Origin of the sequence: Chitinivorax tropicus, assembly GCF_014202905.1 — a bacterium.
Taxonomy (GTDB): domain Bacteria; phylum Pseudomonadota; class Gammaproteobacteria; order Burkholderiales; family SCOH01; genus Chitinivorax; species Chitinivorax tropicus.
Genome location: NZ_JACHHY010000004.1, coordinates 176,237 through 196,038 on the forward strand (window position 1 = coordinate 176,237; position 19,802 = coordinate 196,038).

17 protein-coding genes are annotated in these 19,802 nt (G+C 56.9%); 5 read left to right on the forward strand and 12 right to left on the reverse strand.

What is annotated here, in order from left to right:
* Position 1: 1 nt before the first annotated feature.
* On the reverse strand, positions 2-1,150 hold the full coding sequence (flhB, locus tag HNQ59_RS04570) for a flagellar biosynthesis protein FlhB (protein ID WP_184035814.1): 1,149 nt from the start codon (positions 1,148-1,150) through the stop codon (positions 2-4).
* A gap of 206 nt (positions 1,151-1,356) precedes the next feature.
* On the opposite strand from flhB, the gene HNQ59_RS04575 reads away from it, so the two are divergent.
* Positions 1,357-2,664, forward strand: coding sequence for a hemolysin family protein (locus tag HNQ59_RS04575; protein ID WP_184035817.1), 1,308 nt, complete (start codon positions 1,357-1,359; stop codon positions 2,662-2,664).
* 120 nt (positions 2,665-2,784) lie between these two features.
* Here the strand turns inward: HNQ59_RS04575 and HNQ59_RS04580 are convergent, their stop codons facing one another.
* From HNQ59_RS04580 to ompR, 4 genes are read right to left on the reverse strand one after another with little or no spacing between them, the layout of a single operon-like run.
* Positions 2,785-3,264: an RES family NAD+ phosphorylase gene (locus tag HNQ59_RS04580; protein WP_184035819.1), complete on the reverse strand. Its 480-nt coding sequence runs from the start codon at positions 3,262-3,264 to the stop codon at positions 2,785-2,787.
* Positions 3,265-3,270: 6 nt separating this feature from the next.
* The gene (parS, locus tag HNQ59_RS04585) at positions 3,271-3,735 is read right to left on the reverse strand and encodes a type II RES/Xre toxin-antitoxin system antitoxin (protein ID WP_184035822.1); all 465 of its coding nucleotides are present in this window, start codon (positions 3,733-3,735) and stop codon (positions 3,271-3,273) included.
* Positions 3,736-3,768: 33 nt separating this feature from the next.
* Complete coding sequence (locus HNQ59_RS04590) at positions 3,769-5,079, reverse strand: ATP-binding protein (RefSeq protein WP_184035824.1); 1,311 nt, start codon at positions 5,077-5,079, stop codon at positions 3,769-3,771.
* Positions 5,079-5,807, reverse strand: a complete 729-nt coding sequence (gene ompR, locus HNQ59_RS04595) for an osmolarity response regulator transcription factor OmpR (protein ID WP_184035833.1) — start codon at positions 5,805-5,807, stop codon at positions 5,079-5,081. The genes HNQ59_RS04590 and ompR overlap by 1 nt, the downstream gene beginning before the upstream one ends.
* Positions 5,808-6,185: 378 nt before the next feature.
* Between ompR and HNQ59_RS04600 the strand changes: the two genes are divergently transcribed.
* The 3 genes from HNQ59_RS04600 (at position 6,186) to HNQ59_RS04610 (ending at position 9,770) form a co-directional block, all read left to right on the forward strand.
* A complete protein-coding gene (locus HNQ59_RS04600; RefSeq protein ID WP_184035835.1) occupies positions 6,186-6,872 on the forward strand; it encodes a hypothetical protein in 687 nt (228 codons plus the stop codon).
* A gap of 603 nt (positions 6,873-7,475) precedes the next feature.
* Positions 7,476-8,669, forward strand: a complete 1,194-nt coding sequence (locus HNQ59_RS04605; protein ID WP_246490841.1) for an MFS transporter — start codon at positions 7,476-7,478, stop codon at positions 8,667-8,669.
* 216 nt (positions 8,670-8,885) lie between these two features.
* Positions 8,886-9,770, forward strand: a complete 885-nt coding sequence (locus HNQ59_RS04610; RefSeq protein WP_184035837.1) for a DMT family transporter — start codon at positions 8,886-8,888, stop codon at positions 9,768-9,770.
* 91 nt (positions 9,771-9,861) lie between these two features.
* Here HNQ59_RS04610 and HNQ59_RS04615 read toward each other — a convergent pair whose 3' ends face one another.
* From HNQ59_RS04615 to HNQ59_RS04645, 7 genes are all read right to left on the reverse strand, one after another.
* The gene (locus HNQ59_RS04615; RefSeq protein ID WP_425491332.1) at positions 9,862-11,394 is read right to left on the reverse strand and encodes a SpoVR family protein; all 1,533 of its coding nucleotides are present in this window, start codon (positions 11,392-11,394) and stop codon (positions 9,862-9,864) included.
* On the reverse strand, positions 11,391-12,659 hold the full coding sequence (locus HNQ59_RS04620; protein ID WP_184035840.1) for a YeaH/YhbH family protein: 1,269 nt from the start codon (positions 12,657-12,659) through the stop codon (positions 11,391-11,393). The genes HNQ59_RS04615 and HNQ59_RS04620 overlap by 4 nt, the downstream gene beginning before the upstream one ends.
* Positions 12,660-12,855: 196 nt before the next feature.
* Entirely contained in the window at positions 12,856-14,778 is a 1,923-nt protein-coding gene (locus HNQ59_RS04625) for a PrkA family serine protein kinase (RefSeq protein ID WP_184035842.1), read from the reverse strand.
* Between the two features lie 527 nt (positions 14,779-15,305).
* Entirely contained in the window at positions 15,306-16,073 is a 768-nt protein-coding gene (locus tag HNQ59_RS04630; RefSeq protein WP_184035844.1) for a 3-hydroxyacyl-CoA dehydrogenase, read from the reverse strand.
* 287 nt (positions 16,074-16,360) lie between these two features.
* A complete protein-coding gene (locus tag HNQ59_RS04635; RefSeq protein WP_184035846.1) occupies positions 16,361-16,834 on the reverse strand; it encodes a hypothetical protein in 474 nt (157 codons plus the stop codon).
* A 163-nt stretch (positions 16,835-16,997) separates the two neighbouring features.
* Positions 16,998-17,684 (reverse strand): phosphoadenylyl-sulfate reductase, encoded by a 687-nt coding sequence (locus tag HNQ59_RS04640; RefSeq protein WP_184035848.1) that lies wholly within the window; start codon positions 17,682-17,684, stop codon positions 16,998-17,000.
* 22 nt (positions 17,685-17,706) lie between these two features.
* Positions 17,707-18,483, reverse strand: a complete 777-nt coding sequence (locus HNQ59_RS04645) for a sulfite exporter TauE/SafE family protein (protein WP_184035850.1) — start codon at positions 18,481-18,483, stop codon at positions 17,707-17,709.
* A gap of 176 nt (positions 18,484-18,659) precedes the next feature.
* Between HNQ59_RS04645 and cysB the strand changes: the two genes are divergently transcribed.
* Positions 18,660-19,592, forward strand: coding sequence for an HTH-type transcriptional regulator CysB (gene cysB / locus HNQ59_RS04650; protein WP_184035853.1), 933 nt, complete (start codon positions 18,660-18,662; stop codon positions 19,590-19,592).
* The last annotated feature ends 210 nt before the right edge of the window (positions 19,593-19,802 follow it).

Sequence of the window (19,802 nt, forward strand, 5' to 3'; positions counted from 1 at the left end):
GTCAATCGGTCTTGGGTTCCGCTTCCGGGTCAAGCTCATCGGGTACCGGCAAGTGCTCCGGCAGATCCGGCGCATGGCCACCATATTGGCGATAATGGCGCAGCTGATAGACATAGGCCAGCACTTCTGCCGCTGCGGTGTACAGCTTGGCGGGGATCTCCTGTTGCAATTCCGCATGAAAGTATAATGCCCGTGCAAAAGGCGGCGCCCGCATGATGGTGACGCCATGTTCACCTGCCAGCTCGATGATACGCTCGGCCAGCAGGTGCGAGCCTTTGGCGACGACCGTAGGGGCACGCATGATGCTGCTCTGATACTTCAGCGCGACAGCGTAGTGGGTCGGGTTGGTGACGATCACATCGGCCTTGGGTACTTCCTGCATCATCCGCTTGCGTGCCGCTTCACGCTGCAGGGCTCGGATACGGGCTTTGATTTCGGGTGATCCCTCGGACTCCTTCGATTCCTGCCGGACTTCCTCTTTGGTCATGCGTAGGCTACGTTGGTAATTCCACAGCTGGAACGGTACATCCAGTATCACCAGAATGATCATCGAGCCCGCCACCACTTCCAGCGTGTAGGCCACCAGTGCCGCCGTGTGGGTGTAGGCTGAGAAGGGGGATTCGGTGATCAGGGCCAGGAACTCTCCACGCTCTAACCAGATCACCCAGCCTGCCACACCGCCGATCAGAAAGGACTTGAGAATGGCTTTGGCCCCCTCTGCCAATGCGCTCATTGAAAACAACCGCTTGATGCCCGACAATGGATTGAGCTTACTGAATTTTGGCTCCAGGGCCTCGAAGGTCAGCAACCAGCCTCCGAGCAGCAACGGTGACACGATGGCGGCAATGGTGACCGCCAACATGAACGGCAGGAAAGCCAGTAAGGCATCGGCACAGGCTTTATAGAGCACTTCCAGCATTTGATGCGGGTGAGCCAGCAGATTGCGGTCGAAAGTCAGCCCATCACGAACCACCTGCTGCATGAAGTCGATGAAGCTTGGGCCCATGAGCACCAGCGTCGCAATGCCGGTCATGGTGACGGCAAAGGTGGGCAACTCCTTTGATCTGGCGATATTGCCTTTCTGCCGGGCTTCTTCCAGCCGCCTGCCCGAGGCGGGTTCCGTCCGTTCCTGATCGCTGTCTTCAGCCATCTTCCAATACCATTAAGGATGTATGTGCGGTGATCCAGCCAAGTGTAACCTGGATTGCCCTTGCCGGGCGTGACCTTGGTGGCTTGGCAGGCAAGACACCCCTGGCTGAATCGGCTAAGATGTATGGATTATGAACAACCCAGGGAGCGCTAGGGGCTGCATGATTGAAATGTCCGGTACAAGCCGGTCGATTGTCGTCCCTTGATATGAGTAGTCAGATCAGTTTACTTTTCCTCGCCATCGTTCTGGTGTTTTTGAACGGTTTTTTCGTGGCTGCTGAGTTTGGTCTCGTCAAATTACGGCAGACACGTGTCCGGGCCATCGCCAAAGCGCATGGTTTCCGTGGCCGTATCCTGGCCAAAGTCCACAGCAACCTCGACGCCTATCTATCCGCCTGCCAGCTTGGCATCACCTTGGCATCGCTGGGCCTGGGATGGGTGGGTGAGCCTGCCTTTGCCAGATTGCTGGAGCCGGTGTTCTCGGCGCTGGGTGTCGAAAGAGAAAAGCTGATTCATGGTATATCGTTTTTCGTCGCTTTTTTCATCATTTCCTACCTGCATATCGTGGTGGGTGAGCTGGCCCCCAAATCCATGGCCATCCGCCGTGCTGAAATCGTCGGGCTGTGGACTGCCGCGCCACTCTATGGCTTTTACTGGGCGATGTATCCAGCCATCTGGGCATTGAACACCAGTGCTAACTGGATATTGAAACTGGTCCGCCTGGATGCCACCGTATCGCATGACACCCATTATTCCGCAGATGAGTTGAAGCTGATTCTGCGCGGCTCCGAAGAGTCCGACCAGTTTACCAATGAGGAATGGCGGGTCTTGGCGCAGGCCTTGGATTTCCGTGAGCTGGATGTGGCCGATCTGATGCGCCCCGTCAGCGAAATGGTGGCCTTGCACGCCACGGATGGGGTGGAAAAGAACCTCGATCGCATGGTGCAGACACGCTATAGCCGCTACCCCTATATCGGCAAAGACGGCAAGGTGATGGGCGTATTGCATCTGAAAGATGTCTTTTTTGCATTGAATAAAGGCGAGGCCGGCAGCAATCTGGATGCGCTGGTCCGGCCAGCGCAGCTGGTGTCACCCAGCATGTCGGCCATGGAGCTGTTTCGCCGTTTTCGCGAGGGTGCGCCTCATTTTGCAGTGGTGACCTACCAGGACGGTGAGCCGTTGGGCTTCGTGACGCTGGACAACCTGCTCTCCGCCCAGGTGGGTGAAATCCGTGACGAGTTCCGTCACACGCAGAATGAATGGACCCGGTTAGATGATGGCTCGCTGATCGGCAAGGGCAGCCTGCCGATCTTCACTCTTGAGCGTGCGCTGGGCGTCGATATCGATCAAGACGACGTGGATACGGTCGGGGGGCTGCTGATGTGGCGCCTGGGCGATCTGCCCAAGGAAGGCGACCGCATCACGTTCGATGAATTCGATGTCGTGGTCAAACGCATGAAAGGACCACGGATCGTCATGGTGCGGGTCTACCCGAGATTGGCGAACGCGGCTTGAAACAGCATTGCCATATCAATACCACGACAGACGGCCTCGACAGAGGCCGTTTTGTCTTGCCGTGGCCGCTGGGTTGCGGAGGGCTCCTGCCGTGGATGTCATTGCAGCTTACAGCGTGTTTTAGCCCGGCGAAGTCTGTCTGAGCAATCGGTCATCGAAAGGGTAGTGCTGAGCGCTGAGGATCTGACAGTGGCTGGCGTCGAGATGCAGCGGGTTGAGCAGCACATTCTGGGTGAAGGGGACGATGGCGCTGGGGACGTATAACAAGGCAGATGCGCCTTGTCGCAGCCATTGATCGCCTATGCTGCGGGTCAGCAGGGTCTGGGTCCGCCAGTCATCAGTAAGGTGGTCAGGCTCGATGGCCGCTGCACTGACGGTGTCCGCGACCTGAATGCGCAATAACTGATAGTTGCGGGGCAGGGCAGTCAGCGTGCTGATTTCCAGGTGAACCAGGGTTTCCAGCAGAGCGCTGGCGGGCGAGGTGGCCAGGTAGATGATTGGTCTACCCTTGCTATGCCAGCGTGCCGGGCCGATCAGGCCGCCTTTCCCGCTCAGATCTGCATAGTTGCTGATGCGCCAGAGTGTCTGGGGTGGGTGCATGGTTGCTCAGGCGGCGTAGCCTTCGTCGATTTCGTTCAGGTAGTTTTCGACCAGCCGGCAGCCGACATCGGTTTTCAGCATATCCAACGGTGATTTGCCATTGAAGCGCTGGAGCGGGCGTCTGAGCCAGGCAATGGCGGCCTCATGTTCCGCAAACACCACCTCGGCCTGGGTGAGCACCCGTGCCAGTCGAACCGCCCGCTCGCTTTCTTCGGGGTTGAGTGGCTCGCCTTTGCTCTGGCGATGTTGCAGGGTGCGTGCCGGGGCAACCAGGCTGATGATCTCAGAGCGCTTGATACCCGCATTGGTCAACATGGCGACTGCTGCAAGCGGAAGTCCTGCGCTGATCTGCTCGGCCAGCCCCAGCTCATCGTTGACTGGAATGGCGAGTAATTGTGATAACCGGCTGTAGTCATCACCGTCGTCTTGTGCCTCGACAGCAACGAATGTGAAGGGTTTGGCTTGCGGCATGCTACGGCTCCTTGCGCAAAATGCAATTGTATTTTAGGCGTTTTGCGCTTGTGTTGCAATTGGAAAGGCGATCGACACCAGCAAGCCACCTGCCGGGTGATTGCTGACTTGCAGCTCGGCCCGATGGGCATCGGCAATGCGCCGCACAATCGCCAGCCCAAGCCCGCTGCCTCCGTCGGCGCGTCGGGCCGGGTCGAGCCGGGTGAAAGGCTGCATCAGTGTCAGGATCATGTGGGATGGAATGCCCTGGCCATGGTCACGCACCTGTAAGATCAGCCGGGCGTCGATCTGCTTGATGGTGATCTCGATCGGCGGTGCGCCATACAGCCGGGCATTGTCGATCAGGTTGGTCAACAGGCGCTGGATGGCCAGTGGATGCACCTTGACCAAGGGGATGTCCACCGCAGGTTGGATCTGCAACATCAGCCCCTGCCGCTGGTAGCGGTCTTGGGTGTCGCGCAACAATTCATTCAGATCGCAGACCTGAGCTTGCTCTTCTGGCTCGCCAGCGATGAAATCGCGGAATTGCCGGACGATCCGATCGATGTCATCGATGTCGGTCAGCATGCCTTCACGCAGGCTGTTATCCTGCATCATTTCTACTCCCAGCCGCAGACGGGTGAGTGGGGTGCGGACATCATGTGATATGCCTGCCAGCATGACCCGGCGATCAGTTTCTGCCTGTTGCAGGGCTTGTGTCATGCTGTTGAAGGTCTTGGCCAGGCTGCGGGTTTCGCGCATCTTGCCCTCTGGCAGTGGCGCTGGGTGTTCGCCCTGGGTCAGTTGGCGGGCGGCGGAAATCAACTGCTTCAGTGGCCGGTTCAGGTACCAGGCAAAGAAAAATGCGGCCACTACTGCGATGGCCGAGAAGCCCAACACTGCCAGGCTCAGGGTTGTCCGTAGTTGCGGCTGAGGGCTGCCGATGGGGATGACCAGCCAGTGCGGCTCATTGAGCATATTGATCTGTAGCCACAGAAGTGGCTTGGGTAGGAGCTGGAAGCGGACATCGTTGAATGCCAGGCCATCCGCTTTCAAATGGATCAGCAATGCATCCAGGTCGCCATCCAGGGGTTGATGATTGATGGGTGGGCGGGCTGCAGTTCGCGGTAACAGGTTGATGGAAAAGGGGCGATTGTAGGCGTCCAGATAGAGGGCGCGCTCATCGGCATTCATGTTGGCGAGGGTGGATTCCAGATCGGCCAGGGCATCGATCACCTCTTCCGAGATCTGCTGAGCCATCTGGTGACGCCAGTTGTAGTGCAGCAGGCCCAGGGTGAACAACTGGCTGACCATCACCAGGCCGACCAACATTGCGGCCAGCCTGCCAAACAGCGATCTAGGCATCAGCGCTGGCCACCATCAGGTACGAACACATAGCCAAATCCCCAGACGGTCTGGATGAACTTCGGCTCGGTAGGATTGGTTTCGATCAACTTGCGCAGCCGCGAGATCTGCACATCGATGGATCGGTCGAACGCTTCGTGTTCCTTACCGCGTGCCAGCTCCATCAAGCGCTCCCGCGATAACGGGTGCCGTGGGTGCATGGCCAGCACTTTCAGAATCGAGAACTCCGCATGCGTCAGCGAGACATCCGCGCCTGCCTTGGTCAGCTTGCGAGAGCCCGCATCCAGAACGAAATCAGCGAATTCATAGATCTCTTCCGCGTTGTAATCGGCTGCCAGCGCAGGGGTGGGGGATTGCCGACGCAGAATGGCATTGATGCGGGCAACCAGCTCACGCGGGTTGAACGGCTTGGCCAGATAATCATCTGCGCCCATCTCCAGCCCCAGGATACGGTCGATATCATCCCCTTTGGCAGTCAGCATCAGAATGGGCAGCAGATCGTGCTGGGCGCGTAGCCGACGGCATACGGCCAGACCATCTTCACCAGGCAGCATCAGATCCAGCACCAGCAGGTGAGGCCTATTCCGCTGCAGCCGCTTGTCGAGTTGGCTGGCGTCGGCATAGGCATCGACATCAAAGCCTTGCTCAGTCAGATAACGTAGCAAAAGCTCACGTAGGCGTGGGTCATCATCGATGACCAGGATGCGTTTGGGCGTGGTTGTATTCATGGCTACAGTGTATCAAGCGTGGGGTGGTGGATTCGAACACCAATTGTTAAAAGCTGTATTGATTGTGGATGCTGCTTGCGAATTTTTACAAGCGACACATGGCGTAACACAGCTGCTTTACACATGGCGCAGAGAATGTCAGGCAGGAAAAAGTAAGGCCGGGTAATCTGTCGAGCAAGCTGCGCCAAGACTGGACATCAATGCATCTGATGGCCTATCTGATAGTGATGGGTGGATCTACTACCGAGTGTAATTGACCAGGGACCCGGTCAATTGTTCAAAAAGGATGTGGCGTTTGGCACATTGAACGCAGCAGATGCCTTGATGCCCAATGAACACAAGGGCCGTGCGGCCCAGCAACAATGATTGATGATGTGCATGGTGACAACCTACCGAATTCAGCTCAACCCCGCATCGCAGTTGGCCAGCCACTGGCCAACCTGTTGGTGTGCCTGGTTGATCGCCCTGGTACTGTGTGGCCCGGTGATGGCTGATGAAAGCCACCAGGGCAAGCCACCTGCCGGGGCGCGTAGTGCCGATGAGTCAGCGCCGATGGAACATCGCGAGCGTCGATTGGAGCGTGCTTTACGTGACGGCAAACTGACCGCAGAGGAAGCAGAGCGGATTCGCGAGGGCTGGCGTGGGCAAGGTGCAATGCCCAATTGGTGGGGAGGGGGCGCACGATCTGGCGTGCCCCAACCCGATGATGCCTGGAGTGAGCGCCGTAAGAAGCTGAATGAGATCCTGACGCCAGTACAGAAACAGCAATTCGAGGAAATGCAAGCGCAGTGGCGGCAGGCGCGCGAGCGGCTGGAGCAGGGTTTCACGGAATCTCAACGCGAGCTGTCACGCCGCCGCCATGCTTTGTCGCCAGAAGCCCGGCGCCAGCTGTATGAGAGCTTTACGCCCGAGCAACGTGAACAGATCAAGTCGTTCTTCAAGCAACAAAAACAAGCACGAGAACACTTCTTCAATAGCCTAAGCCCAGAACAACGGGCTCAATTGCCTCCCCCGCCCATGCCCCACCCACCGATGACACCAGACGGCCCGCCCGGCGGCGACTGATCGATCTCAGCCTGAGTGCAGCGGTGATTGCTGGCTGGCGTGAGCCATCGGCATCAACCCGTAGCCCATGATTGGATAGGCACCCGAACTCGTCCCCCAGGCCGTGCCGGCAGAATGCTGACCATGCCGGGGCTTGTCATGTGGCCGGTCAACTGAATGGCCTCATCTTGCTTCCAGTACATCCTGGTCGCCATTTTACGAGCTGTATTCTGGCCTGCTCGCTTGACCGGGTTTGCTACTTATGGTGATGGATTGGTATTGATGCTGGTCGGGCTGTATCACTGGGCCAGACCTGTCTGATTGCACTGGTGTGCGGGTCTATGCGGAAGCGACAGAAAAGGCCTGGCGGGCACCTAGACAGTGTGGATGGCATCGGCCAAGGTTGATGCAGTGTCTATTTTGAATTTTAAATGGTATTGTGTTGGTATTGAATTATATCGCGTTGTACGCCATTGGCAGAGGCGACAGAGCGGTGCGTAAATAAGATGGCCTTCGGTTTGGCTTGCTGCTGACTGTGGTCGTGTAGGCGTTGGCATGGCAATCGCTTTGCGGCTGCCTGCCTGATGACTTGGATGGTTTTTCTGACTCGGGTGGATTGACACAATGCAGCAGTCGTCTCATGGCATGACAGATCTGGACAACTCGTCAACACAACCTGCCCCCGCGCCAGCCACAGTGCCGATTCGGCGTAGCCAGTGGGCGGTGGCCGCATTGTTCCTGGCACTGGGTTTCAATGTCGGGACCTGGGCGTCTCGCATCCCCGATCTCAAAGTAGGTTTGGGTTTGGGGGCCGCTCAGGTTGGTACTTTATTGTTGGCGTCTGGTCTGGGGGCCATCTGCGCTTTTCCGCTGATCAGCATTTTGTTGCTGCGGCTGGGCTCGCGTCGGCTGTGCGTGCTCGCCGTGAGCTTGCTGCCGGTGGTGTTGGTGGGCATGGCGTGGGCACCCAACTATCCGGCGGCATTGCTGGTGATGTTCGCTGAAGGGGTGTTGTGCGCGTTGGTCAACACATCCATGAATGGCCAGGGCGTGGTGGTCGAGCGGGTTGGTGGGCAGGCGATTCTGTCTCGTCTGCATGCGGTATTCAGCTTGGGCCTGATGTGTGCAGCTGTATTCGCCTCGGGCTTGAGCCATCTGACGACGAATCTCTGGGGACATTTCATTGCAGCCTCTTTGATCATTACCGGTTTGCTGTGCTATGCCTCGCCTGGGTTGTTGTCAGACCAACCCACCGCCAGCCAGGGACACAATACCAAGCGTAACTGGTCAGATGTCACGACGCTATGGCTGGGCTGTGCACTGTTTTTCGGCACTATCGCAGAGGGCTCGATGACCGAATGGTCAGCGCTGTACCTGCGCGAAATCGTGGGTGCCTCGGTGAATCAGGCACCCTTGGGCATTGCGGCAGTCTCCACCAGCATGCTGGTGGCCAGGTTGTTTGCCGATAGCTGGCGAGCCAGGTGGGGCGATAAATGGCTGGTGGTGGTAGGTGGGGTGGTGGCATTCACCGGACTGGCATTGGCGCTGGCACTGGGCGGGTTGATCCCAGCTCTGCTGGGCTTCTCGTTGGTGGGCGCCGGGGTGGCGGCGATATCGCCATGTATCTACTCCGCAGCAGCACGGCTTAGCCCCATCACCTTGGCCACCGTGACCACCATTGGCTCGGTCGGCTCCCTGATGGGGCCACCTGTCATCGGCTTGGTCGCGCAGTGGAGCGATCTGCGTGGTGGTATGATGGTGATAGCCATTGCCGCGCTATGGGTGTCCATCTGTGCATTGCGTATCCGGTGGGTTTGACGAATCGGCACGGCTGTCGCCGCACAATGACTGTGCTGGCCATTCCGACGCCGGTTGTGGTTGACAGCATCAGGGTGGCGGGGAGACAATCCGCCCATCATTTTGCGCAGCCGATGGCCATGAACTGTAGGCCCGCGCTCTCTGGCCACAGGCAACCCCTGTGGCGTCATCGGGCTGATCCGGCGCCTTATACACGTCACTCATCGATCAGTCATCATGTCTGTTGGTTCAGCTTATCTCGCCATCGTTTTCATCTGGTCTACTACTGCACTCGGCATCCGTTGGAGTGTTGAGGAGCACGGTTTCCTGTTTGGCGTGGCAAGCCGCATGACTGTTGCGCTGGTGCTGATCTGGGCGGTGTGCTGGTTCAAACAGACAGCGGTGCGATTCGATCGGCAATCCGTCGAAACCTATGCTGTCGCAGGCCTGACCCAATTTCTGTCGATGATGTTGACCTACTGGGGGGCACAATTCATTCCCTCTGGTCTGATTGCCGTTCTCTATGGCACCGGCCCGATCTGGACGGGGCTGTTTGCGTCGTGGTGGTTGTCCGAACGCTTTACCCGTCGCAAATTGATTGGTCTGTTCATGGGGCTGGCTGGCCTGTCGGTGATCCATCATGCATCCATCCTGCAAGGCGGCACGGCCTGGTATGCTGTGGTGGCGGTGCTGGTGGGCGCAGTGGTGCAGGCGTTGGCGACGGTGTGGGTCAAACGCATTGGTGCCGAACTGGACCCGTTCAGCATCACAGCTGGCTCGCTGACGCTGGGCGTGCCACTGTACGTGATCGCCTGGTGGTCATTCGGCCAGGCTTGGCCGGATCACCTGACGACCCGAACCGCACTGGCAATCGCCTATATGGCAGTCGTCGCCTCGGTGATTGGTTTCAGTCTGTTTTTCTATCTGCTCAAACACATGCAGGCTGGTAAAGTAGCCTTGATCCAGCTGATCACGCCGGTCACGGCCATGCTGCTTGGGCAGGTGCTGAATGGAGAACCTGCGGACCCGGTGGTGTGGGCGGGCACCGCCCTGATCATTCTTGGTCTGGGGGTGCATCAATACGCCAGCCTGCGCGGCGGGCTGGGTCGGATTTTGAACTGACCGGGTGTTGGGCGCACTCCAATGCATGGTGAACGCCTCTTCAAAAGGAAGGCGTCGGAGCCACTGTTGAAAATATAGCGAAAACAGGCGTTTACCTGCCCTGGCGCTTTTCGCGATGGTGCTCGTATCGCTGCACCACATTACCCTTTGGGTCAACTGCTTCCAGTTGCACATCAAACCCCCACAATCGCGCGACGTGTTTCAAGACTTCTTCGGTTTGCTGGTTCAGGGGGCGGCGCTGGAATTGGGTGTGTCGTAAGGTCAGTGAGCGGTCGCTGTGGGTGTTGACGGAATACACCTGGATATTGGGCTCGCGGTTGCCCAGATTGTATTGGTCGGCCAGCTTGTGGCGGATGTGGCGGTAGCCGTCATCGTCATGGATTGCCGAGATCAACAGCTTCTCGTCCTCATCATCGTCCAAGACCGAGAAGAAATGGAAGTCGCGGATCAGCTTGGGTGAAAGGTACTGGGCAATGAAACTTTCATCCTTGAAATTGCGCATCGCGAAATCCAACGTTTTCTGCCAGTCGCCACCGGCAATATCGGGGAACCAGCGTCGATCTTCTTCGGTGGGCTCCTCACTGATGCGGCGGAGGTCGCGCATCATGGCGAATCCCAGCGCATAAGGGTTGATGCCGTTGTAATACGGGCTGGTGACTGGTGGCTGGTAGACCACATTGGTGTGGCTTTGCAGGAATTCCATCATGAAGCCATCACTCAGCAGCCCTTCGTCATACATCTGGTTGAGGATGGTGTAATGCCAGAAGGTCGCCCAGCCTTCATTCATGACTTGTGTCTGACGTTGCGGGTAGAAATACTGGGCAATCTTGCGCACGATACGCACCACCTCACGCTGCCAGGGCTCCAGCAGCGGGGCGAATTTCTCAATGAAATACAGCAGATTCTCCTGCGGCTCGACCGGAAAGCGCTGAATCTCCTGTGCCGCTGGGGCTTCATCGCGGCGGGGCAGGGTGCGCCAGATGATGTTGACCTGCGATTGCAGATACTCCTCGCGGTCTTTCTGACGTGCTTTTTCTTCCGCCAGTGACAATTTGGCGGGGCGTTTATAGCGATCCACGCCATAGTTCTGCAGGGCATGGCAAGAGTCCAGCAGCTCCTCGACGGCATCGACGCCATAGCGTCGCTCACAGTCTGAGATGTAATTCTTGGCAAACACCATGTAATCAATGATTGCATCCGCGTCAGTCCAGGTGCGGAACAGGTAATTGCCCTTGAAAAAAGAGTTGTGGCCATAGCTGGCATGGGCGATCACCAGCGCTTGCATGGTCAGCGAGTTTTCCTCCATCAGGTACGCGATGCAGGGATTGGAGTTGATCACGATTTCATAGGCCAAGCCCATCTGGCCACGTCTATAGCCTTTCTCGGTGCTGAGGAAGTGCTTGCCGAACGACCAATGGTGGTAGCTGACAGGCATACCAACCGAGGTGTAGGCATCCATCATCTGCTCGGCAGTGATCACCTCCAGTTGATTGGGATAGGTATCGAGTTTGAAGCCTTCGGCAACCCGACGGATTTCTTTATGAACCTGCTCCAGCAGCTCAAAAGTCCATTCCGATTGGTCAGGCAGCCGACCTGGGCGAGGGGTGGTCAGATCCATACTCATTTCGGCTGTTTCTTGAAAAGTTCGCGGAACACCGGATAGATATCAGCCGGTGACTCGATTTTCTGCATCGCAAAGTGTGGATGATAGTCCTTGACCTGGGTGTATTCCTCCCACAGATTCTGTGCGGGCCCGTCTGTGATCTCGACATAGGCAAAGTATTGCACCAACTCCATGATGTTATTGGTCAGCAGCTCTCGACAGGTGATCGAGTCGCTGTCCCAATTGTCGCCATCAGAAGCCTGTGCGACATAGACATTCCAATCGCCTTTGGCATAGCGTTCTCGAATGACCTTCAAGAGAAGGTGCAGCGCGCTGGATACCACCGTGCCGCCGGACTCACGGGAATTGAAGAACTCCTGTTCATTCACCTCAACAGCTGAGGTATGGTGGCGGATGAATACCACTTCGATCTTGTCATAAACCCGTGTCAGGAAGAGATACAGCAAAATGAAGAAACGCTTGGCCGTGTCTTTCTTTTGCTCATCCATCGAGCCGGAGACATCCATGATGCTGAACATCACCGCCTGATTGGCCGGTTTCGGGATCTTGACTCGGTTGGAGTAGCGCAGGTCGAACGGATCAATGAAAGGGATGGCCAGAATCCGTGTCCGGAGATGGTGGATCTCATGCCGCAGCGCCTGGATTTCCGGATGATCCTCCGGCAGATCCTTCAACAAAGCCTCCAGCTCCGCCTCGGCCTCTTTGAGCCGTCGGCGTGAAGGGCCGCCCACGGCAATCCGCCGCCCGAGCGCGCCACGTAACGAACGCAATACATGGATGTTGGAAGGCGTGCCGGATACCGTGAAGCCAGCCCGATGCTGTTTGAACTCGGTGGTCGAGGCTAATTGAGTCTTCACCATATTCGGCAGTTCGAGATCCTCGAAGAAATAATTCATGAATTCTTCGCGGCTCAGCTCGAATACAAAATCATCCTCGGTCGTTTCCTCGCTGTTGCCTGCTTTGCCTTTGCCTGCACCGCCCCCGCCACCCTGTGGACGATTCACGCGATCCCCTTTGATGTATTCCTTATTGCCAGGATGGACGGTTTCCCACACGCCGCCCCGGGTGTGGCCAAAAGTGGGTTCGCTGATGTCTTTGACGGGAATGGAGACTTTCTCTCCACTATCGATATCCGTGATCGAGCGACCTTTCACCGCCCGCGCCACGGCATCCTTGATCTGCGCTTTGTAACGACGTAAAAAGCGTTCGCGATTGATCGCTGACTTGTTCTTGCCCTGAAGTCGCCGGTCGATAAGGTAAGTCAAAACACTCTCCTGCTTGCCTTCCATCACTCGCCATGCAGCCCGAGTGACAGGAACTCACTGCAGCCGGGCTGTCCGCTCGACAGCCGGTGCTGCAACTCGCCACATCGCCTTGTTGGCCGTGTCCGTTGGCGTAAGCCACGGAAGACCGGTCAGATCAGCTACGGGCGGTTCCCCGCCCGCCAGCTGCTGACCTGCATCACGAGGATTTCCGTACTCGCAGATACCATTCACACAACAGGCGCACCTGCTTGGCGGTATAGCCTTTGTCCACCATGCGATCAACAAAGTCCTGATGTTTCTTGGCATCTTCGGCACTGGCTTTGGCGTTGAACGAGATGACGGGCAGCAATTCTTCGGTGTTCGAGAACATTTTCTTCTCGATCACGGTACGAAGCTTCTCGTAGCTGGTCCAGGTCGGGTTTTTGCCGCCATTCTGCGCCCGTGCCCGCAGCACGAAATTGACGATTTCGTTGCGGAAGTCCTTCGGGTTGGAGATGCCTGCTGGTTTCTCGATCTTTTCCAGTTCATTGTTCAAGGCATTGCGATCGAAACTTTCACCTGTATCTGGGTCGCGGTATTCCTGATCCTGTATCCAGAAATCAGCGAAGGTGACATAACGATCGAAAATGTTCTGACCATATTCCGAATAACTTTCCAGATAGGCTGTCTGTATCTCCTTGCCGATGAACTCCACATAACGTTGCGCGAGGTATTCCTTGATATAGGCCATGTATTTCTGCTCGACCTCGGGCGGGAACTGCTCACGCTCTACCTGCTGTTCCAACACATACAACAGGTGCACCGGATTGGCGGCCACCTCGGTATGGTCGAAATTGAACACCTTGGACAGGATCTTGAAAGCAAACCGGGTCGATAGACCGTTCATCCCCTCATCCACTCCGGCATAGTCGCGGTACTCCTGCATCGACTTGGCTTTCGGATCGGTATCTTTGAGGTTGTCGCCATCGTAGACCTGCATCTTGGAGTAGATGCTGGAGTTCTCAGGCTCTTTGAGGCGAGACAGCACGGCAAACTGCGCCATCATCTTCAAAGTGCCTGGTGCGCACGGTGCTTGCGACAGTGAAGAATTGCGTACCAGCTTCTCATAGATGCGGACTTCCTCGCTGACGCGCAGGCAATACGGTACTTTGACGATATAGATCCGGTCGAGGAAGGCCTCATTGTTGCGGTTGTTCTTGAACTGCTTCCATTCAGACTCATTTGAGTGCGCCAGCACGATGCCCTCGAATGGAATGGCGCCAAACCCTTCCGTACCTTTGAAATTGCCTTCTTGTGTGGCCGTCAGCAATGGGTGCAGCACCTTGATCGGTGCCTTGAACATCTCGACAAATTCCATCAGGCCCTGATTGGCCAGACACAGCCCGCCCGAGTAGCTGTAAGCATCCGGGTCATCCTGTGCGTACTCTTCCAGCTTGCGGATATCGACCTTGCCGACCAGAGACGAGATGTCCTGATTGTTCTCGTCGCCAGGCTCGGTCTTGGCGACGGCAATCTGCTTGAGGACGGATGGGTAGCGCTTGACGACACGGAACTGATTGATATCACCATTGAACTCGTGCAGCCGTTTGACAGCCCAGGGCGACATGATGGTTTTCAGATAGCGGCGAGGGATGCCGTAGTCTTCTTCCAGGATCGGGCCGTCTTCGTCTTCGCTGAACAGCCCAAGGGGGGATTCATTGACAGGAGAGCCCTTGATGCAAAAGAACGGGACTTTCTCCATCAGGTATTTGAGTTTTTCAGCGATGGATGATTTACCACCACCCACAGGGCCCAGCAGATAGAGAATCTGTTTCTTCTCTTCCAGCCCTTGTGCAGCATGCCGGAAATACGCCACCACCTGCTCGATGACTTCTTCCGTGCCATAGAATTCGCGGAATGCCGGGTAGACCTTGATCACCTTGTTGGCAAAGATGCGCGACAGCCGCGTATCGTTGCGGGTGTCAACCAGCTCTGGCTCACCGATCGCAGCCAACATACGCTCGGCTGCAGTAGCATACGCGAGCGGATCCCGCTTGCAGATATCCAGGTATTCCTTGAGGGAGTATTCCTCCTCCCGGGTTTTTTCGTAACGTGCTGCGTAGTTCTCAAAGATGTCCATGTGTCATGCCCTTTGTGTCTCTACCAGTCAGTTCGGCCGGTGCCAAGCCCAAATATTGGGCTTAGAGGATTAGTCCCGAAAACGCGAGGGGAATTCCATCGCCAAGGCAGTTTTTTTGTGGATCACGATATTGCATTGCAGCGTAAAGCCGCATGCTGCCTTGTATCAGTGCTGTCCTGCCTCCCTGATTCCAGCATAGCTGAATCTTTTTTTAGCGTCAGCCATTCTTTCCGATGAATGGATATTCAATCATTACAGATGGTCATTGGTGCGAGGGCAAGCTTTGGGTCACTTAACGATTCCCGCATTCAGAAGGAAGTTGATTCAGAGCATAGAGGATGGCATCCTGTTTGACTGGCCTTTGTGCGGAGAATGCCAGATATTGGAAGCGGTTGCGCGGGAGGGGCCATGTTCTGCTGGCACGATTTCATGGTGCGTGCCGATGGGTGCTCGGTATCGTTCGCATTACCGAGGGTGGAAGACCGGCGCCAGGTCGGCCTGCCACCAGGATGGCACAGTGATAGCGCTTATCGGGCAGCCATACGGATCGCACCGTCAAGGCGTATCACTTCACCATTGAGCATGGGGTTTTCGATGATGTGCCTGACCAATGCGGCATATTCATCGGGCTGCCCAAGGCGTGAGGGGAAGGGCACCTGCTGGCCCAGTGATTGGCGAACCTCCTCTGGCATGCCGGCCATCATGGGTGTATCAAACAGCCCTGGGGCAATGGTCATGATCCGGATGCCATGCCGTGCCAGCTCGCGGGCGATGGGGAGGGTCATGCCGACGATGCCTGCTTTCGATGCGGCGTAGGCGGCTTGCCCGATCTGCCCATCAAAAGCGGCGACGGAAGCCGTGTTGATCAGCACGCCACGCTCACCCGTTGTATCCGGTGTATTCCGGCTCATGGCGTCGGCTGCCAAGCGGATGACGTTGAAGGTGCCGATCAGGTTGATCTGGACGGCACGACTGAAGGACTCCAGCCGATGAGGGCCTTCCTTGCCAACCACCTTTTCTCCTGTTGCGATGCCTGCACAGTTGACGGCGCCCCACAGGCTGCCAAAGGTATCGAGCGCAAGCTGGATGGCTGCCGACACCTGAGCCTCACTGGTGACATCGGTTTTCGCAAATCGGGCCTTGGTGCCGAGCGATTCAGCCAGGGCGTGCCCGGTCTGCTCGTTCAGATCGGCAATCATCACATTGGCCCCTTGCTCGACCAGCAATCGGGCCGTTGCAGCACCCAGACCTGAGCCGCCACCTGCTATCAAAAACGTCTTGTTCTTCGCATCCATCTCATCCTCCTCTGGGATCATGTCATCATCGCGTGACCCGCCATGTGGGTGATGGCAGGCCAGATGGGCCGACAGCCGCGGATTGCAGCGTCATCGCGGGGGGATTGTCTGGTATTTGGCCCGGTGGCGTCTACTGGCATGGCCAGGGAGTAGGGCAGGACAGGGGCCGCCTGGCCAATGGGCCGTGGTGGTGGCAGATCGATGACAAAATCGACTTGGCCAAGCGCCCGACTTACGAAGGTGGTTGGTAGGCAGCATCCCACCTGCGTGGCGAGATGCAGCACGTGCTATTCAAACAAGACCTTACCCAAGGCTTTGACGGGTTCGCCATTGCCTTCTACGGCAGTCAGAGTCTGGTCGATGGCATACCACCAGTTGATGGGCATTTCGGCATCCGCCGTGTCTTGCGCCAGCTTGCGTTCGGATACGATCTGCTGAACCGACTCCACCAAGGTCAGAAAACCGACCAGTACCTCATTCCGCTCTCGGGCGCTGATGGTCTGGTCAAAGTGCAGGCGAATGCCTTTTTCGCGCGATGCTGTCAGCAGGAAATTCACACCATGCCCATCTGTGACCGGGAATTCCGCCAGCTGCTCAGGCAGCTGGATGCGCGCCACGTCTGGCTCGATGTAGCCCAGCTGCCGCAACAACAGCGCGAGCACATAGGTCTCGATCCGATTCATGGCCTGATAGCAACGGGCAATCAGCTCACGTGCGACTGATGGGGTGAAAAAAGGCTCCTGCTCGCTGGGTGCCCACATTACGTAGGTGCCAGTGGGGAGTTGATCTGGAAGTCTTTGTAAAGAAGAGAGAAAGTCTGTCATTGTCACTGTGGGGTTGCATGGCAGTTGGGCCCATGCAGAAAAAAAGCGGCTGTCAAAGCCGCATTTTTTCGTAATTTTTCTCCCATGACAAGCTGGCGGATCATCGTATCTTGACATGCAGCCCACATTCCTTGTTGGCCGGGTCTTCCCACCACCAGCGGCCAGCGCGGATGTCTTCACCCACCGCGATGGCCCGGGTACAGGGTGCGCAGCCGATCGATGGATAATGCTTGTCGTGTAGCGCATTGTAGGGGATCTGCTGTGCGCGGATGTATTCCCAGACTTCTTTTTCTGTCCACTCTACCAGAGGGTTGAATTTCTCCAGGCCATTGTCGTGGTCGAATTCATGTTCCGGTAGATCGGTGCGGGTGGTCGATTGCTGGCGGCGCAGGCCGGTGATCCAGGCTTTCTTCCCAGACAGCGCACGTTGCAGTGGCTCGATTTTGCGAGCATGGCAACAGGCCTTGCGTAGCTCGACGCTATCGTAGAAGCCGTTGATCCCGTGCTGATTGACATATTCCTCAACCAGCGCGGTCTGCGGGAAGTACAGCTTGATGGGCAGGGCCGGGTAGGCCGCCTTGGTTTCCTGCATCAAGGCGTAGGTTTCCGCTGGCAGACGGCCTGTGTCCAGGCTGAAGGTTTCAATCGCAGCACCGGACTTGGCGATCAGATCGGTCAGCACCATGTCCTCAGCCCCTAGGCTGTTGGCGAAGACGGCTGGGCTGAATGCGTCGCCGATATGACGTAGCAAGGCCATTGCAGCATCGATTTTGATTTGCAGACTCATGGAATACTCCAGAAAAAAGGCATCAGACTATCAATTTGGTGCCGACAATGGCCAGCATGAGCGCCAATGCGGGGCGCAGGTATCGATCCGAGATTCCGCCGGACAGCTTGCCGCCAAGGTAAATGCCCGGTAGCGAGCCGATCAGCAGTGAGCCCAGGACATGCCAGTCGATATTGCCCAGCCCGGCGTGGCCCAGGCCAGCGACCAGGGTCAAGGGCACGGCATGCGCGATCTCGGTGCCCACCAGCCGCGAGGTGGAAATGAGTGGGTACAGTAAAAACAGGGCTACGGTGCCCAGTGCGCCCGCACCGATCGAGGACAGGGTGACGATGACGCCCAGCACCAGCCCCACGAACAAGGTCATGCCACGGCGCTCGTAATCGGGCAGGGCAAGCCAATCACCCGCATGTTTCTGGGCAAAGGCCAGCAGCTTGCCTTTCAGCAGAATGGCCATGGCTGTGGCGATCAATGCTACACCCAGCGCACGCTTGATCAGGGCATTCAGGGTGCTGATATCAGTGTGGATATGGTGCATGGCCCAGACCGTGACCAGTGCGGCAGGCACGCTGCCCAGCGCCAGCCAGCCAGTGATCTGCCAGTCGATGTTGCGCTGTTTCTGGTGAATATACACGCCACCGGCCTTGGTGATCGCCGCATACAGCAGGTCTGTGCCCACGGCGGTTGCTGGGTTGATGCCAAAATAGAGCAGGATCGGCGTCATCAGTGACCCGCCGCCCACGCCAGTCATGCCGACAATGAAGCCTACGACGAGGCCGGAAACGGTGTAAATCCACTCCATATTGGTGCATGACTCCAGGTGGTTGTTTGGGCGTCAATCAGCGTGATGTGGCTGAGGCCCACCGGCCCTGCCTGATTGGTCGATTGATCGGCCATCTTAAACAATGGGCTTATATGCGCAAAAGAATAATGTGTTACTATTTTATAACCGTGAGCTATTAAATAGAGTGCAAACCCATGAAACTGCAACAACTCCGTTATCTGGTGGAAGTGGCCAGGCAAGGACTGAATGTGTCGGATGCTGCTGAAAAGCTGCACACTTCACAGCCAGGGATCAGCAAGCAGATCCGGTTGTTGGAGGATGAGCTGGGTGTTCAGGTCTTCATCCGCAATGGCAAGCGAGTCGTGGATGTGTCGCCGCCGGGGAAGGAGATTCTGAAGATTGCGGAGCGGATCTTGCGGGAGGCCGCCAACCTGAAACGGGTGGGCGAGGAGTACGCCAACGAATCGGTCGGCAGCCTGACGATCGCGACCACGCATACCCAGGCACGTTATGCGCTGCCAAGCGTCATTCATCAATTTGTCGAGCAGTATCCGAAGGTCAGATTGTCGATCAAGCAGGGCAGTCCAACCCAGATCTGCGAGATGGTGGTGGCAGGGGAGGCAGATATCGCCATTGCCACTGAGGGTATCGAGTTGTTCTCTGAATTGACCATGCTGCCTTGTTATTCGTGGAATCGTAGCGTGGTGGTGCCAGAGGGACACCCGTTGTTGGCGCTGGGGCATGATGTCGCCCTGGAGGAGATCTCAGCCTATCCAATCATCACCTATGACTTCGCCTTTGCGGGGCGATCCAAGATCAACAAAGCGTTCGAGTCGCGTGGCATCACGCCGAATGTGGTGCTGACCGCCATCGATACCGATGTGATCAAGACCTATGTGGGCTTGGGCTTGGGTGTTGGCCTGATCGCGAGCATGGCGTTCGAGCCACAGCGGGATGTCGGCTTGCGGGCCATTGATGCCAGTCACCTGTTCGAGGCCAGTACCACCCGCATCGGCATTCGTCGCGATGCGTACCTGCGTGGCTACACCTATGCATTCATCGAGCTGTTTGCCCCTCACCAGACCCGTGCTACGGTCGAAGCGGCAATGGGGCGGCATGAGGAGTGATGGTCGGCTGACGGAGGATTGTCATCATCCAATGGCATCATGCCGAACAAGGTGTACCATAGGGGCCAAGCTGCGTGATGCCATTGTCCCAGGTTGGGCATAGCAGGCGCGGTTTGTCCTTTGCTGCACTGCATGATGAAAAAAAGTTGGTGGGATGCAGCCAACCCGTTGACAGCTTAAGACCAATCCTTTTAAATTCATCCCATAAGT

Excerpts from the sequence above, each read along its gene's own strand:
- HNQ59_RS04575 (WP_184035817.1), top strand. The coding sequence starts at position 1,357 with ATGAGTAGTCAGATCAGTTTACTTTTCCTCGCCATCGTTCTGGTGTTT.
- HNQ59_RS04610 (WP_184035837.1), top strand. The coding sequence starts at position 8,886 with ATGTCTGTTGGTTCAGCTTATCTCGCCATCGTTTTCATCTGGTCTACT.
- flhB (WP_184035814.1), bottom strand. The coding sequence starts at position 1,150 with ATGGCTGAAGACAGCGATCAGGAACGGACGGAACCCGCCTCGGGCAGG.
- HNQ59_RS04590 (WP_184035824.1), bottom strand. The coding sequence starts at position 5,079 with ATGCCTAGATCGCTGTTTGGCAGGCTGGCCGCAATGTTGGTCGGCCTG.
- HNQ59_RS04625 (WP_184035842.1), bottom strand. The coding sequence starts at position 14,778 with ATGGACATCTTTGAGAACTACGCAGCACGTTACGAAAAAACCCGGGAG.
- cysB (WP_184035853.1), top strand. The coding sequence starts at position 18,660 with ATGAAACTGCAACAACTCCGTTATCTGGTGGAAGTGGCCAGGCAAGGA.
- HNQ59_RS04600 (WP_184035835.1), top strand. The coding sequence starts at position 6,186 with ATGGTGACAACCTACCGAATTCAGCTCAACCCCGCATCGCAGTTGGCC.
- HNQ59_RS04645 (WP_184035850.1), bottom strand. The coding sequence starts at position 18,483 with ATGGAGTGGATTTACACCGTTTCCGGCCTCGTCGTAGGCTTCATTGTC.
- HNQ59_RS04635 (WP_184035846.1), bottom strand. The coding sequence starts at position 16,834 with ATGTGGGCACCCAGCGAGCAGGAGCCTTTTTTCACCCCATCAGTCGCA.
- HNQ59_RS04605 (WP_246490841.1), top strand. The coding sequence starts at position 7,476 with ATGCAGCAGTCGTCTCATGGCATGACAGATCTGGACAACTCGTCAACA.
- HNQ59_RS04615 (WP_425491332.1), bottom strand. The coding sequence starts at position 11,394 with ATGAGTATGGATCTGACCACCCCTCGCCCAGGTCGGCTGCCTGACCAA.
- ompR (WP_184035833.1), bottom strand. The coding sequence starts at position 5,807 with ATGAATACAACCACGCCCAAACGCATCCTGGTCATCGATGATGACCCA.
- HNQ59_RS04630 (WP_184035844.1), bottom strand. The coding sequence starts at position 16,073 with ATGGATGCGAAGAACAAGACGTTTTTGATAGCAGGTGGCGGCTCAGGT.
- HNQ59_RS04580 (WP_184035819.1), bottom strand. The coding sequence starts at position 3,264 with ATGCACCCACCCCAGACACTCTGGCGCATCAGCAACTATGCAGATCTG.
- HNQ59_RS04640 (WP_184035848.1), bottom strand. The coding sequence starts at position 17,684 with ATGAGTCTGCAAATCAAAATCGATGCTGCAATGGCCTTGCTACGTCAT.
- parS (WP_184035822.1), bottom strand. The coding sequence starts at position 3,735 with ATGCCGCAAGCCAAACCCTTCACATTCGTTGCTGTCGAGGCACAAGAC.